We start from the raw sequence: 13,073 nt of genomic DNA, 5'->3' as shown, positions 1-13,073 counted from the left end.
TTCATCAGGGGTTCGGAGTGCATCAATTGTCGACGCGCCCCGAACCCCTAACCGGCAGAAAGCCGATACCGAGCACTCAGCCCATCATTTCCTCGTAGATACGCTTGCAATCGGGGCAAACCGGATACCTTGAAGGATCATGCTTCGGCACCCAGATCTTGCCGCACAACGCCACCACGGGCCGCCCGGTAAGCTGCGATTCACGCATACGGTCGCGCGAAACATAATGCGCAAAACGATCCGCATCACCGTTGTCGTCAAGTTTATTTTCCTCTTTGGTTTCCGGTCGTTCCAGAACCGCCGTTCCCGCACCGGAATCCGGATCCTCGGAAGGATTCTCGAATCCCGCCATATCACGCCAATCACTCGGCCGCCCGTCAATATTCAACAGTTCGAAAAAGCCAGTCATAACGTCTCCTTATTTGACTACCCGATTGTCCGCTTATCCGGCCGTACACCCCTCATCACAATACTTGCCTCCATCATAACGTCGGGCATTTACCGCGCCACGGCCAATCAGTCATCATCCTGCCGGTATCATCTCAATCGCCGAATTGATCCTGCGTCCACCGATGGCCGCCGGGATCGAGAGCGTCGTAGTCATCGACCTCCTTACCTGTATGACAATTGAACATGGTCACGTGCATCTTGAACGTTCCGGGCTGGCGTCTGAAATAATGCAGCACCATGGTATCGTACGGGAACGTGCCCCAGAACCAAGGGGCCGAATCCTTGTCCAGCCAAACCGAAAAACGAGAAAGATCCTTGCTGACCGTGTAATGGTATTCGGGTTTGCGAGACAGAAACCCTGCGGCGTAATAGTTGATCTCGTGCTCCCGATCGATGATCTCCCTGCGCCGCTGCCGCTCGGTGACCTTGAAGACCAGCTCACCCTTCTTGTTGACGGTGACGTCGGTGAAGTCCCCGCTGCTTTTGAATTCTTTCGCCGCCTTTTTCTTGTCCTTATCCGCGCACGGCATGACGATTGTCTCCATTTTGTCAGGATTCGTCTTGGCTGCGGTTTTGATCGGTTTAAGCCCGGAACAGCCCGGCAACGCGACGAGCGCAAACACCACGACGACGAGCAACGCCATGATTCTGCGCAACCCAAGCCATGGTTTTGCGGCGTCTGCCGCAGTTCCTTTTGCGTTCCCCGTCATCATTTCCCACCGAATTTCCTGTACGGGAAGTCCCACATCCTATCGCCCATAAACTCGTGCCGATCGACCTGTTTGTTCGCCAGACCGTCATAAAGGAGGATGCTCATATCGTATCGGGTATGGCTTTTGTCCTTCATGTAATACTCAAAACCGATCAGCGCCGGAATCATGCCGAAAATGCTCGGTATCATGGAACGCGGCAGGTCTTTGTCGGTCCACACGCGCATCAAAGGCGGCTTGCCGGTGGCGTCATCCGCCTCGTCCTTGTGCCAGATCCGATAGTGATAATACGGGCTTTTCTCCAAAAACGCCTCGGCTTCGACATCGATGCGACGCTCGATCCATTTGACGGCCTTGTCGTTCTGGTCATCGTCGACGCGCAATATAAGGTAACCTTGGTCATCAACATAGCACAGCGAGCTGTAATCGTCGCCGGCCGCACGAATCCGAGACTCTATCTCCTGGGAGCTGACACCTTTGCCGTCCTCGGAAAGCCTGGCGACCAGTTCCGGGGGAAACATGACATCCCTGACCGTTGTTGTGCCGGTTTCGTTGACACCGATCCGATACTTTACGTTATGCGTGGGAGCGCTCTGTTTCAGCACACCGCAACCCGCCACCGCCGTCAGCATGACGAGCAACGTCATCACGAACGCCGCACCGCGACCGGCCAACCGTCTATTGCTTCTGCGCATTCACCGACCTTCTTGCCGTATCTGCCCTACCGAAATCCTTTTTACCGACCACGACACAAGCTTGGACACGCAACCAAAGACCAACGTTTTGTGCCGCAGTCGGCATGTTTCCTCCTTTTCATCGTACCTGATATCTCATTGCCGCATACTCTGCGCCTCGCTTGGCACAGCGGAAATCAGCGTCAGGCGTTATTGTTGGTGATATGACTATTGCAGTGTGCCCAGGCTCATATGATCCAGTCACGGCAGGGCATTTGGACGTTATCGAACGCAGCGCGCGCATCTTCGAGACGGTACACGTCGTGGTGGCTGTCAACTCCGCGAAAACCCCGATGTTCTCCGAAAACACTCGTGTGGACGTCATCAAGCGGGCGCTGGTCAAAGACGGCTATCCTCACGTGATAGTCGCTTCGACCGACGGGCTGATCACCGACTATTGCACCAAGGTCGGGGCGTCGGTTATCGTCAAGGGGTTGCGGCAGAACGGCGATTACGAGGCCGAGCTGGGGATGGCGCTGGTCAACCGCAAGCTTTCCGGCGTCGAGACCATGTTCCTGCCCGCAAACCCGATACTCGAGCATATTTCCAGCACCATCGTCAAGGATGTGGCGCGCCACGGCGGCGATGTCACCGGCATGGTGCCCGATTGCGTGGTCGGCATGCTCGCCGAACAACTTCAGAGAGAAAAGAGTCAATGATGGCGAACGAAGCAAACCTCAACGACGAGGATGACGACACCCTTTCCAAGGTCATTCCGATTGACGACCTTTCGCCGAACCACAGCCGGGAGGCCAACGTCACCAGAGATTCCGCTGACGATAGCGATAACGAGGCCTACGACGACGCGGCAGAAAGCGACGAGTCGGATGCTTTGCAAACCGCCAGGCCGCTTTTCGCCTCACCGAACGACCTTCCCGATTTGAGGGAACGTCATGACGACACACCTGCAGGCGTCACCGCCCCCGATACCGAAGACAGCATTAACGCCGAAAGCAAAAGCCGCGACGAGTTCACCACGGTTTATGACATCATCGATCAGATGAGTTCCTCTATCGAGGAGACCAAGTCGAGCATTTTCGCGCCCGGCATGGTGCGCCTCGACCGCGACGAGTTCCTCGACCAGCTTGGCCAGCTCAAATCCATGCTGCCCGTTCAGCTTGAACGCGCGTCCTCGCTCATGCGTGAAGCCGAGCGACGCTTGCAGAACGCGCAATCCGAAGCACAGGCCATCGTGGCCAAGGCACAGAGCCAAGCCGCGCAAATCAAGCAGAACGCCGAGGAACAGGCGCAGATTCTCGCCGGCCAGGAGCGCGTCGTGGATTTGGCGCAACGCAAGGCGCGCATGATCGTCGATGACGCCCGGACCAGGTCGACCAAGCTGGTGCAGGGTGCCAACGCCTATTGCGCCGATGTGATGAAAGCCTTGAAAGAGCAGGTCTCCACCTACGACCGCGACATTCGCAACGGCATCGATGTCATCGACAAACGCCAACACGAGGCCGCGCAACAGCTGGAGGCCACCGAAGCCGATGCACTCGCCCAAAGCCAAGCAACGGCTACGAAAACCGAATAACGAAAACAAACAAGACACCAATATCCGAAAGAACGATAAGCATATATGAGCAGACCTGAAGATTCGCAATGGGCCGTCTCCGTGGGGCAGATCGTCTCGCGTCCCGGCCAGAGCAAAACCGTCGACGCCGATTTCCCGGCTCCGAGCGGCATTGGCGACAACATCATCGGAGTCAAGGAAGGGGCACCGGTAAAGGTATCCGGCTCCTTTGATTCCATCGTCGATGGGCTGATTTTCAACGGCCACTTCGACGCACCGGTTCACGCCGAATGTGTCCGTTGCCTGACGCCGATCAAGCGTAGCTGGAGCATGGCCGTCACCGCGTTCTTCCCTTATGATTCCGCCAAAGCGAGCGTCAACGCCGATAGCGGGCGTGGCAAGCACGACGAAGATATCGATATCATCGCCGGCGAGGACGAGTCGGAGGACACTTACCCGCTGAGCCCGGATTGCAATTTCGCCGATCTCGAGACCCTGCTGCGCGACACGCTGGTCGAGCAGCTGCCTTTGCAGCCCCTGTGCAGGCCGGATTGCAAAGGTCTGTGCTCACAGTGCGGCATCAACCTGAACGACAATCCCGATCACCATCACGACGTGGTCGACAACCGTTTTTCCGCTTTGGCCAGTCTTAAGACCAAGTTGGAGAAGGAAGAAGGCGCGGCTGAAAGCAACCGCGGCTGATTCCATTACCAGCTCAATATTCGTGCGTCGTGAATCCTCCAACAGACTTTCATTGCTGGAGGATTCACGACATTTATCGAGCCATTAGCGTCACAAGACCTCCAGCACAACCCACTACCGGAGGATTCACGACGCCTACCGAGTCGTTAGCGTCACAAGACCTCCAGCAGCCGCCCTTACCGGAGGATTCACGACGCCTACCGAGTCGTTAGCGTCACAAAACCTCCAGCAGCCGCCCTTACCGGAGCAAACACGACGCCAAAACCACTACCCGCGTCACAAAACCTCCAGCAACCACCCCTACCGGAGCAAACACGACGCCAAAACCACTACCCGCGTCACAAAACCTCCAGCAACCACCCCTACCAGAGCAAACACGACGCCTACCGAGCCATTAGCGTCACAAAATCTCCAGTCGTCCAGCTCCTTGACACCAATAGCAACAGCTCCGACAGCTTGTACTGAGATGGCGTTACACTTATCTATGCTTAAGCTCAATTTGTTCGAACGAAATAGAGGAATACCATGGCACTGCCAAAGTACAAGACTTCGCGAGCCAACACGCATTCGCGCCGCTCCAACTGGAAGGCCAGCGCGGCCAAGACCGTCGCCTGCCCCAATTGTGGTGCGCCGACCCTGCCGCATATGGCTTGCCCGAGCTGCGGATCATTCCGCGGCCGCGTCTATCGTGAGGCTATCAGCAAGTCGCTGAGCAAGTGAAACGCTAGCAGATAAAAGCCCTGCCATCGACGGGTGGCGGGGCTTTTGCATCTCTGCTCAACGTTTTCTATTTATCGACAATAATTTCAGTTATTATCACACATTGCCACGCAGATGTGTTGCAGGAACCAATTCAGTTCGGTTTCGTTGTGTCGGAACATCGTTTCACGCCCCGGCATTCGTCATCAAACGGCTTGGTGCCCGCAATATGTTCGTCGGGGTCATATCCATGTAAAAGGACCATCATGACCGATTCACACAACACCGAAAACACCATTCCCGATTCGGGCTTGCACCAAACTACAGCAGCCTTGCACACCGGTGCAGCCAAACCTGCAACTATCGCCGCAAACCAAAAACCCACTGCAGCTTCGCACACCGGTGCAGCCGAATCCGCAACTTCCGCTTCCGGCAAAGAACCCGCTGGAGCGCCCCAAACCGAAACCGCCAGACCCGGCTCCCCGCAGCAGGAGCTGCTCAAACGGCTGGGGACCACGCTTTCACCGGATATGCTGGTGATGGCACTCACCCACCGCTCTTTCTCGCACGAGCACGAGGGCGCGCCGAATTACGAACGCTTGGAATTCCTGGGTGACGCGGTACTCGAATTCGTCTCGACAGAGACGCTCTATCGTGTCCATCCGGACATGAACGAAGGCCAGCTCGCCAAAATGCGGGCCATGGCCGTCTCGGAAAAAGCACTTTCGCAGATCGCGCGCGAGAAGCTTCAGGTGGGGCCATACATCCTGCTCGGCCACGGCGAGGCAGAATCCGGAGGCGCCGAGAAGAGCTCGATCCTCTGCGACATCGTCGAATCGCTGATCGGCGCGACATTTGTGGAGCACGGCATCGACGAGGCCCGCAAAGTCGTGCATCATCTTGTCGATGACGAGCTCAAAAAAGTGGCCACGGAGGGGCCGGCGCTCGATTGGAAGACCTCGCTGACCGTCAAGGCGCACGGTATGGGACTCGAGGATCCGCGCTACCGCATGGCCGTCAGCGGGCCGGAATACGCGCAGGTTTTCACCGCCCGTGCCGTGGTCGGCGAGGATAACGAAGTGCTCGGCGTTGGCACCGGTTCCAGCAAACGCAAGGCCCAGCTTGCCGCGGCAAAAGCCGCGTGGACGGAGTTGGACACGAATCCAAGCAAACACCAGGCCAAAAAGCACCATCACCACGCTGAAAAATCACAACGACAGTAGGCGAATTCTCACAATTGCCGAATGCCCGCACGCTTGCGACATCCCGTCAATATTTGGGCAATAAGTGTTTCCCATGCACGCAAGGCGCTATGATATTGAGCACATCGGCATAGCGTCACAGCCTGCCACAAACGGGCGGAGCGAACACCGAACGTCATTACCATGCAGACGTACACCATACGCAGCAGGTCAGAAGACAATTCCTACAAACCCGAAGAGATAAGAGGAATGATGGTGTCACCAACGCCTTTACAGGCATTCAGCGGGGTGCAGAAAGCACCAACGAAGACAAGCAAACAGACTCTCGTCGACGGCGAGAAGATGACCGGCGCGCAGGCACTGATCCGCACGCTGGAAGATCTGGGCGTACAGGACGTTTTCGGTATTCCTGGCGGCGCCATCCTGCCGGTGTACCACCAGATTCACGACGATACCAAATTCCGCTTCGTGCTGATGCGCCATGAACAGGGCGCAGGGCATGCGGCCGAAGGATACGCCGTCGCCACCGGGCGCGTAGGCGTGTGCATCGTGACTTCCGGCCCGGGGGCCACGAATATGGTCACCCCGATCGCCGACGCGAATATGGATTCGGTGCCGCTCGTCGTCATTTCCGGGCAGGTCGGCGTGGACTCCATCGGAACCGACGCCTTCCAGGAGGCCGACACCGTGGGCATCACCTATCCGGTGGTCAAGCATTCCTACCTGGTCACCGACGCGCAGGACATTCCTCGTGTGCTCGCCGAAGCGCACTATATCGCACGTTCCGGTCGCCCCGGCCCCGTTGTCGTGGACGTTTCGAAAACCGCGCAGGTCGGCGAGATGTATTATTCCTGGCCGCAGAAAATGATACTTCCCGGCTACAATCCCACGACCAAACCGCATGGCCACGTCCTGCGCGAAGCGGTGAAACTCGTTGAGCAGTCCTATCGTCCGGTGCTCTACGTCGGCGGCGGGGCGATGCGTTCCAACGCCAGCGCGCAAGTCAAGGAATTGGCCGATCTGACCGACGCCCCTATCGTCACCACGCTTCCCGCACGCGGCATCGTGCCGGATTCCGACCCGAAGATGCTCGGCATGCTCGGCATGCACGGCACGTTGGCCGCAACAGCCGCAACGCAGAAATGCGACTTGCTGGTGGCCATCGGCGCACGCTTCGATGACCGCGTAACCGGCAAGATGGAGGCTTTCGCCCCCGCCGCCCGCGTCATTCACATCGATATCGACCCGGCCGAAATCGGCAAACGACGCCAGCCAGATGTACCAATCGTCGGCGACGTCACGGAAGTACTCAACGCGCTCAACGCCGAAATCAAGCGCGGGCAGGCCATACACGGCAAGCCGAATCTGGAACCGTGGTGGAAACTCATCAACGCCTGGCGCCAAAAGTACCCGATGGAATATGACGAAAAGACCCCCGACGGCACCCTCTCACCGCAGTGGGTCGTCGAGGAGCTCTCCCGTCAGGCCGCGCTTTCCACCATCTGGGTCTCCGGTGTGGGTCAACACCAGATGTGGGCTTCGCAGCTCGTCGATTTCGAGAATCCGCATTCCTGGATTTCCTCGGGCGGTTTGGGAACGATGGGCTTCGGCCTGCCTGCGGCCATTGGTGCACGCGTCGGTTCGTCCCGTGATTTCGGCGGTAAGAAGCCGGTCTGGCTGATCGACGGCGACGGCAGCTTCCAGATGACAAGCGAAGAGCTCGCGGCCGCGTTCATCGACAATGCGCCGGTGAAAATCGCGATTCTGAACAATTCCGTCTACGGCATGGTCCGCCAATGGCAGACGCTTTTCTACGACAAGCATTATTCACAGACCAGCATCCGCGACGGTGAGAACACCGAAGACATCATCAACGTCCCCGATTTTGTCAAACTTGCCGAGGCATATAGCTGCGTCGGCATCCGCGCAACGACACAAGACGAGGCAAAGGCCGCTATCAAACGCGCCAATGAAATCAACGACAGACCGGTATTGATCGACTTCCGCGTCTACAAGGACGCCATGGTCTGGCCGATGGTGGCCGCCGGGCAATCCAACGACACCGTGACCTACAAGCCGGGCGTGCAACCGCTGCTGCACCACGACACCACGGATTCGTCCGCCAACGGATCTCAGGACGATACCGCCAGCACTCCTGTAGCCAGCGACACTGCGGCCACAGGAAAATCAGAAGAATAAGGGCAAGGCGAAAGGAATATCATGGCAATCTATCCCGCATCCACTCCGCATAGCGAGCGTCACACCCTGTCCGTCCTGGTCGAGAACCGCCCCGGCGTGCTGGCGCGTATCGCAGGCCTCTTCGCCCGCCGCGCCTTCAACATCAACTCGCTTTCCGTCTCCCCCACCGAACGTCCCGACATCTCACGCGTCACCGTGACCGCCGACGTCGAGCAGGTGCCGCTGGAACAGATCATCAAACAGCTCAACAAACTGCTGCACGTCCTGAAAATCGTCGACCTTGACAACACGGACGCCGTCGAGCGCGAACTGGTGCTGATCAAAGTCGCCGCCGACGAGACGAACCGTTCCGACGTACTGGAAATCGTGCGCCTCTTCCGCGTGCGCGTGGTCGACGTGCACCCCGAGTCCCTTACCATCGAGGCCACCGGCGCCGAAGGCAAGATCGACGCGCTGCTCGGTCTTTTGAAGAACTATGGCGTCATCGAACTGGTGCGTTCCGGCGCCGTCGCCGTGACCCGCGGCCCGCATGCCTTGAGCGAAAAGGTGGTCGGCAGCGAAATCCGAGGACGGTAACCGAGCGGAAACCCGGTCAATTTTACGGTGGATATGGTTGCTGGCCATATCCACCCGTTTGTTTATGCGGCAATGCCGGCGATAGCGGCACATTCGATGCTTGACTTGCCGCGATCCCGGCAGCCGACAGCCGGCACGTATGCAATTGCCACAACGGACGCCGAAGAGTCTCAAGATTCAGGAATAGAAATCATTGCTCTTCGAGGGCATGAGGTATGACGAGGCGATTCACTCCACCTGCTCGGAGAGATCCATCCACTCGGCTTCCAGAGCGTCTTTTTCGTCGGAATTGGCGGTAAGCTGCTCGTTGAGTTTGCCCAAGCCTACGTAATCGGCAGGGTCGTGAGCGGCCATCTGCTGCTCGATTTTCGCCTTTTCGCCCTCCAGCTTGGCCAGTTTGCGTTCGATGGCCGACAGACGGCGGGTGGCATCGTGGAAGGCCTTGCCGGTCAGCTTTGCCTCGCCGGATTGCGAATCGGCATTCCCGTCGCCACCGGCGTCGTTTCCATTGCCGTTCGACGAGCGGGATCCAGATACTTCACCATGCGAAGAGGAGCCTTTGCCTGTTGATTTCCCACCACGCTTGTCGCCGACAATCTCATCAAGCGTTGCACCGTTCTCCAGTTTGTGCACCATCTCAAGGTAATCGTCCACACCGCCGGGGAGATGGCGGACCTTGCCGCCGATCAGCGCGAACTGCTCGTCGGTGACGCGTTCCAAAAGGTAGCGATCGTGGGAAACCACGATCAACGTGCCCGGCCAGGAATCAAGCAGATCCTCCATCACGGCCAGCATATCGGTATCAAGATCGTTGCCCGGCTCGTCAAGGATGAGCACGTTAGGCTCGTCCAGCAGAATCAGCAGCAGCTGCATACGACGTTTCTGACCACCGGAAAGGTCGGCTATCGGTGTCATCAGCTGTGCGGCCGAAAACCCAAGACGCTCCATCAATTGGCTGGTCGAAACCTCTTTGCCGTCGACCTCATAGGTGGGCTTGTAGCGGCTCAGCACTTCCTTGATCTTGTATTTGCCAAGCTTCTCAAGCTCATCGAGCCGCTGCGAAAGCACCGCGAACTTCACGGTTTTGCCGATTTTCACATGCCCTTTGGTCGGCGTCAACGTACCGTCGATGATCTTCAACAAGGTCGACTTGCCGGCACCGTTCGCTCCCACGATGCCGAACCGGTCGCCAGGACCGATCAGCCAAGTCACGTCATCGAGAATCTTACGGCCGTTGACCGTCACCCGTCGAGCCGACGAAGTGACCGCAGGCACGGCTTCAGCGTCCGGCTCCTCGTCCGATTTCCCGGCATCGACTGTTCCGCTTTCCCGATCGGCAGGTACCCCGATTTCGTTCGTTTCCTCGGAACTCTGGGCTTGCTTACCTGCATCATTCGCCGCCTTGGCATCCACCAACCGGTCATCGTCCAAGCCGTCAACGGCCAACTCAACGGAACCCATGATTTTCGGCTCCTCGTACAACGCCGGAACGATATCGACGCGGGAAGCGGAGTCACCGCCGGCAACGTCGCTCGAGTCGGTAGGTGATTCACCTTGGGGATGCTCGAAAATCTGAGTGACATCATTCAGGTCGACAACCTGTTTGCCGAGCCTTGATGTGGCCATCTGCTTGAGCTGCAACGTATTGCGCAACGGCGGTACGTCGTCGATCAATTCATGCGCCTGCTTGACATGGAACTTCTGCTTGGTGGCACGGGCGCGAGCGCCGCGGGTAAGCCACGCGAGCTCCTTGCGCGCCAGATTGCGCCGGCGTTCCTCGCGGATGTCGGCCTGACGGTCACGTTCGACGCGCTGGAGCATGTAGGCGCTGTAACCGCCTTCGAACGGGTCGATCACCCCGTCGTGGACTTCCCACATCGACTCGCACACCTCGTCCAGGAACCAACGGTCGTGGGTGACCAGCAGCAGTGCGCCTTGCCCGGATGCCCAACGGTTCTTCAGATGTTCGGCCAGCCAGTGAATCGTGACGATATCCAAATGATTCGTAGGCTCGTCGAGCGCGAGAATATCCCAATCCTTCAGCAAAAGCCGGGTCAGGTCGGCACGGCGACGCTGCCCGCCGGAAAGCGAGCCGATTTTGGCGTCGAGGCTCAAACCCCCAAGCAACGCCTCCACGATTTCGCGTGAACGGGTGTCGGAAGCCCACTGATAATCCTCACGCCCCTCGAGCGCGGCCTGACGCAACGTGGCGTTGTCATCCAGGGGATCGCGCTGATCGAGCATGCCGAAGGTCAGGCCGTTGCGGGTGGTCACACGCCCGGAATCCGGTTGCCGCGTACCCGCCAACAGATGCAGAAGCGTGGATTTTCCATCGCCGTTCTTGCCGACGATGCCGATGCGGTCGCCTTCGAAGACACCGAGCGTCACATCGGTGAAAATAGTTTTGGTCGCAAAATCAAGCGAAACGTGTTCAAGTCCCAAGTCATAAGTCGGCATAGTGATTCGATGGTACCGCCGACCATCAACACCATGGGAGCCAACCGCTTCAAAAGAAAAGCCGGACGCCCGATACCAATCGACCGCCCGGCTCAATCCTGTTCAAGACGGCCTACGCCGTCAACACGCCGAAATCAGCTGAACATCCTTATCGCCGAACGCAGCAACGTCGGTATGTCCTTGTCGTAACGCGGCACCTTGACCAGATGGCTCATCGGAACGCCCGCGAAATGATAGGCGGCGATCTCGCCGGAGCGCACTGCGCTCTGTTCGGTGAACACCATCTGGAACGGCTGCTCGACGAATTCGCCGGTGAACGCCAGATTCGTCGAATGCTCCGGAATGACCAGCGGACGGTCATTCTTTGCACGGTTGTTGAACAGAGCGGAAGCATAAGGCATGTAGACAGGAATGCAGTTGATGACCGAATCCATGATCTCCTGCTCATGCTCCTTGATGTTGATGGGGCCGGGATCGACCATCGACAGCTGGCCGATCAGCTCCTTGAGCATCTCCTCGCCGGTCATTTCGATATACGGCTTCTGCACGAACTCGCCGTAGCGGCGCGGATAGAGGAAGTAACCCCAGATCACGCTTTCGTTGGGCTTCTGCGTCGTGAAATGCGGCTGATGATGAACCACGATCGACATGTTGACATCCGGCTGCCCAAGCGCCGTTACCGGTGCCGTCGACAGGAAGCTGTTGAGGGCGTTGCCCGGAACCTGCGTGGTGATGCGAGTGATCTCGTTGAGCAGGACATGGTCTTTGGTGGTCAAGGTGAACGACGACCATTCGGAGGCATTGCGGTCACCGAAGAACTTGTCCGGGTTGCCGAGGTTGTAGAAACGCTGTGTGGCTTTCTTCCACAGATTCGCGGCAGGGCCATAGTCCATATCTTCACGAGCGGGAGTGGTGTAATCGCCGATGGTCGTCGAATCGATGTTCGAACCATTGGTGAAAATAACGGCAGTGTCGTCATCCACCTCGACATGATCGACCTTACCGCTATCGATGTCGGTGACTTCCAGGCCGGTGACGGTAATCTCATCGGTCATGCGAGAATCCTTGAACTCCCAGTCCGAGACGATTTTGCCAAGCACGAAATTGACGCCCTGACCCTTCAGGTAGTTCTCCAAAGGAAGCATCAGGCTCTCATACTGGTTGTAGCGGGTGCGGTTGACGCCGACAAGATGCTCGATCTCCGTGAATTCGAAGAGCATCATGTGCATGTACCGACGCAGTTCCTGCACGGAGCTCTCGACGCGGAACGCGAACGTGGTCTCCCACATATACCAGAAGTTGGTCGTGAACATGTGCGGATCGTCTTTGAAATAATCGGCAATCGTGACATTGTCGAGTTTTTCTTCGTCCTTTTCGGGCATCAGCACCAGTTTCGTCAGCATCAGACGATCCAGGTTGTTCATCCCCAGCTTGTGCCCATCGACAATGCCCTCGCCACGACGCAGCAGACGCGCCTTATCGAATGTGGGATGCTTGCTGTCGAAATCCTTGGTGTCCTCGGCCGCGTTCATCCCCGGCTCGGTCGCCGAAGGAACTCGGCTCATGACATCCAGCAAATCAACATAGGTGCGATAGTTCAGCATCCTTCCGCCACGGGCGAGGAAACCCTGCGTGTTCTCCAGAGGATGCTCCCTGTTCCAATAATCCGCCGCCTGTTCGGTGGCGGCGCTGCCATCATTGGCGCCATGGTCGTCCACGGCATAGAAGGTGATTGCCGACCCGTTCCATTTTCCCTCTTGAATCAGGTAAACGGCGGATGCCATATTCGCCAGACCGGCGCCGATCATTATCGCTTTGTGCTTAATCACGG

Annotated in this window: 12 protein-coding genes; 7 read left to right on the top strand and 5 right to left on the bottom strand. The window is 57.8% G+C overall.

What is annotated here, in order from left to right:
• Nucleotides 1-76: 76 nt before the first annotated feature.
• The 3 genes from OZX64_RS01730 to OZX64_RS01720 form a co-directional block, all read right to left on the bottom strand.
• The gene (locus tag OZX64_RS01730; RefSeq protein WP_277174928.1) at nucleotides 77-352 is read right to left on the bottom strand and encodes a DUF3039 domain-containing protein; all 276 of its coding nucleotides are present in this window, start codon (nucleotides 350-352) and stop codon (nucleotides 77-79) included.
• A 190-nt stretch (nucleotides 353-542) separates the two neighbouring features.
• On the bottom strand, nucleotides 543-1,163 hold the full coding sequence (locus OZX64_RS01725; protein ID WP_277173381.1) for a hypothetical protein: 621 nt from the start codon (nucleotides 1,161-1,163) through the stop codon (nucleotides 543-545).
• Nucleotides 1,160-1,855, bottom strand: coding sequence for a hypothetical protein (locus tag OZX64_RS01720; RefSeq protein ID WP_277173379.1), 696 nt, complete (start codon nucleotides 1,853-1,855; stop codon nucleotides 1,160-1,162). The genes OZX64_RS01725 and OZX64_RS01720 overlap by 4 nt, the downstream gene beginning before the upstream one ends.
• A 203-nt stretch (nucleotides 1,856-2,058) precedes the next feature.
• On the opposite strand from OZX64_RS01720, the gene coaD reads away from it, so the two are divergent.
• From coaD to ilvN, 7 genes are all read left to right on the top strand, one after another.
• Nucleotides 2,059-2,553, top strand: a complete 495-nt coding sequence (gene coaD / locus OZX64_RS01715) for a pantetheine-phosphate adenylyltransferase (protein ID WP_277156360.1) — start codon at nucleotides 2,059-2,061, stop codon at nucleotides 2,551-2,553.
• Nucleotides 2,553-3,428: a cell division protein gene (locus OZX64_RS01710; RefSeq protein ID WP_277173377.1), complete on the top strand. Its 876-nt coding sequence runs from the start codon at nucleotides 2,553-2,555 to the stop codon at nucleotides 3,426-3,428. The genes coaD and OZX64_RS01710 overlap by 1 nt, the downstream gene beginning before the upstream one ends.
• 45 nt (nucleotides 3,429-3,473) lie before the next feature.
• A complete protein-coding gene (locus OZX64_RS01705; RefSeq protein WP_277173375.1) occupies nucleotides 3,474-4,109 on the top strand; it encodes a DUF177 domain-containing protein in 636 nt (211 codons plus the stop codon).
• Nucleotides 4,110-4,634: 525 nt separating this feature from the next.
• The gene (rpmF, locus tag OZX64_RS01700; RefSeq protein WP_277142447.1) at nucleotides 4,635-4,829 is read left to right on the top strand and encodes a 50S ribosomal protein L32; all 195 of its coding nucleotides are present in this window, start codon (nucleotides 4,635-4,637) and stop codon (nucleotides 4,827-4,829) included.
• Nucleotides 4,830-5,302: 473 nt separating this feature from the next.
• On the top strand, nucleotides 5,303-6,031 hold the full coding sequence (gene rnc / locus OZX64_RS01695; RefSeq protein WP_277174927.1) for a ribonuclease III: 729 nt from the start codon (nucleotides 5,303-5,305) through the stop codon (nucleotides 6,029-6,031).
• A 231-nt stretch (nucleotides 6,032-6,262) separates the two neighbouring features.
• Nucleotides 6,263-8,209: an acetolactate synthase large subunit gene (locus OZX64_RS01690; RefSeq protein WP_277157470.1), complete on the top strand. Its 1,947-nt coding sequence runs from the start codon at nucleotides 6,263-6,265 to the stop codon at nucleotides 8,207-8,209.
• Nucleotides 8,210-8,230: 21 nt separating this feature from the next.
• A complete protein-coding gene (ilvN, locus tag OZX64_RS01685) occupies nucleotides 8,231-8,785 on the top strand; it encodes an acetolactate synthase small subunit (protein WP_277173373.1) in 555 nt (184 codons plus the stop codon).
• 228 nt (nucleotides 8,786-9,013) lie between these two features.
• On the opposite strand, the gene OZX64_RS01680 is transcribed toward ilvN, so the two are convergent.
• Both OZX64_RS01680 and OZX64_RS01675 read right to left on the bottom strand, forming a co-directional pair.
• Nucleotides 9,014-11,242, bottom strand: a complete 2,229-nt coding sequence (locus OZX64_RS01680) for an ABC-F family ATP-binding cassette domain-containing protein (protein WP_277173371.1) — start codon at nucleotides 11,240-11,242, stop codon at nucleotides 9,014-9,016.
• Nucleotides 11,243-11,376: 134 nt separating this feature from the next.
• Nucleotides 11,377-13,071, bottom strand: a complete 1,695-nt coding sequence (locus tag OZX64_RS01675) for an oleate hydratase (RefSeq protein ID WP_277156365.1) — start codon at nucleotides 13,069-13,071, stop codon at nucleotides 11,377-11,379.
• Between the last annotated feature and the right edge of the window lie 2 nt (nucleotides 13,072-13,073).

Origin of the sequence: Bifidobacterium sp. ESL0704, assembly GCF_029392075.1 — a bacterium.
GTDB lineage: Bacteria > Actinomycetota > Actinomycetes > Actinomycetales > Bifidobacteriaceae > Bifidobacterium.
The sequence above is the reverse complement of the archived record's forward strand: the minus strand, read 5'-3'. Positions and strand labels throughout refer to the sequence as shown.

Coding starts and splice junctions, on each gene's coding strand:
- OZX64_RS01730 (WP_277174928.1), bottom strand. CDS start 352: ATGGCGGGATTCGAGAATCCTTCCGAGGATCCGGATTCCGGTGCGGGA.
- OZX64_RS01725 (WP_277173381.1), bottom strand. CDS start 1,163: ATGATGACGGGGAACGCAAAAGGAACTGCGGCAGACGCCGCAAAACCA.
- OZX64_RS01720 (WP_277173379.1), bottom strand. CDS start 1,855: ATGCGCAGAAGCAATAGACGGTTGGCCGGTCGCGGTGCGGCGTTCGTG.
- coaD (WP_277156360.1), top strand. CDS start 2,059: ATGACTATTGCAGTGTGCCCAGGCTCATATGATCCAGTCACGGCAGGG.
- OZX64_RS01710 (WP_277173377.1), top strand. CDS start 2,553: ATGGCGAACGAAGCAAACCTCAACGACGAGGATGACGACACCCTTTCC.
- OZX64_RS01705 (WP_277173375.1), top strand. CDS start 3,474: ATGAGCAGACCTGAAGATTCGCAATGGGCCGTCTCCGTGGGGCAGATC.
- rpmF (WP_277142447.1), top strand. CDS start 4,635: ATGGCACTGCCAAAGTACAAGACTTCGCGAGCCAACACGCATTCGCGC.
- OZX64_RS01690 (WP_277157470.1), top strand. CDS start 6,263: ATGGTGTCACCAACGCCTTTACAGGCATTCAGCGGGGTGCAGAAAGCA.
- ilvN (WP_277173373.1), top strand. CDS start 8,231: ATGGCAATCTATCCCGCATCCACTCCGCATAGCGAGCGTCACACCCTG.
- OZX64_RS01680 (WP_277173371.1), bottom strand. CDS start 11,242: ATGCCGACTTATGACTTGGGACTTGAACACGTTTCGCTTGATTTTGCG.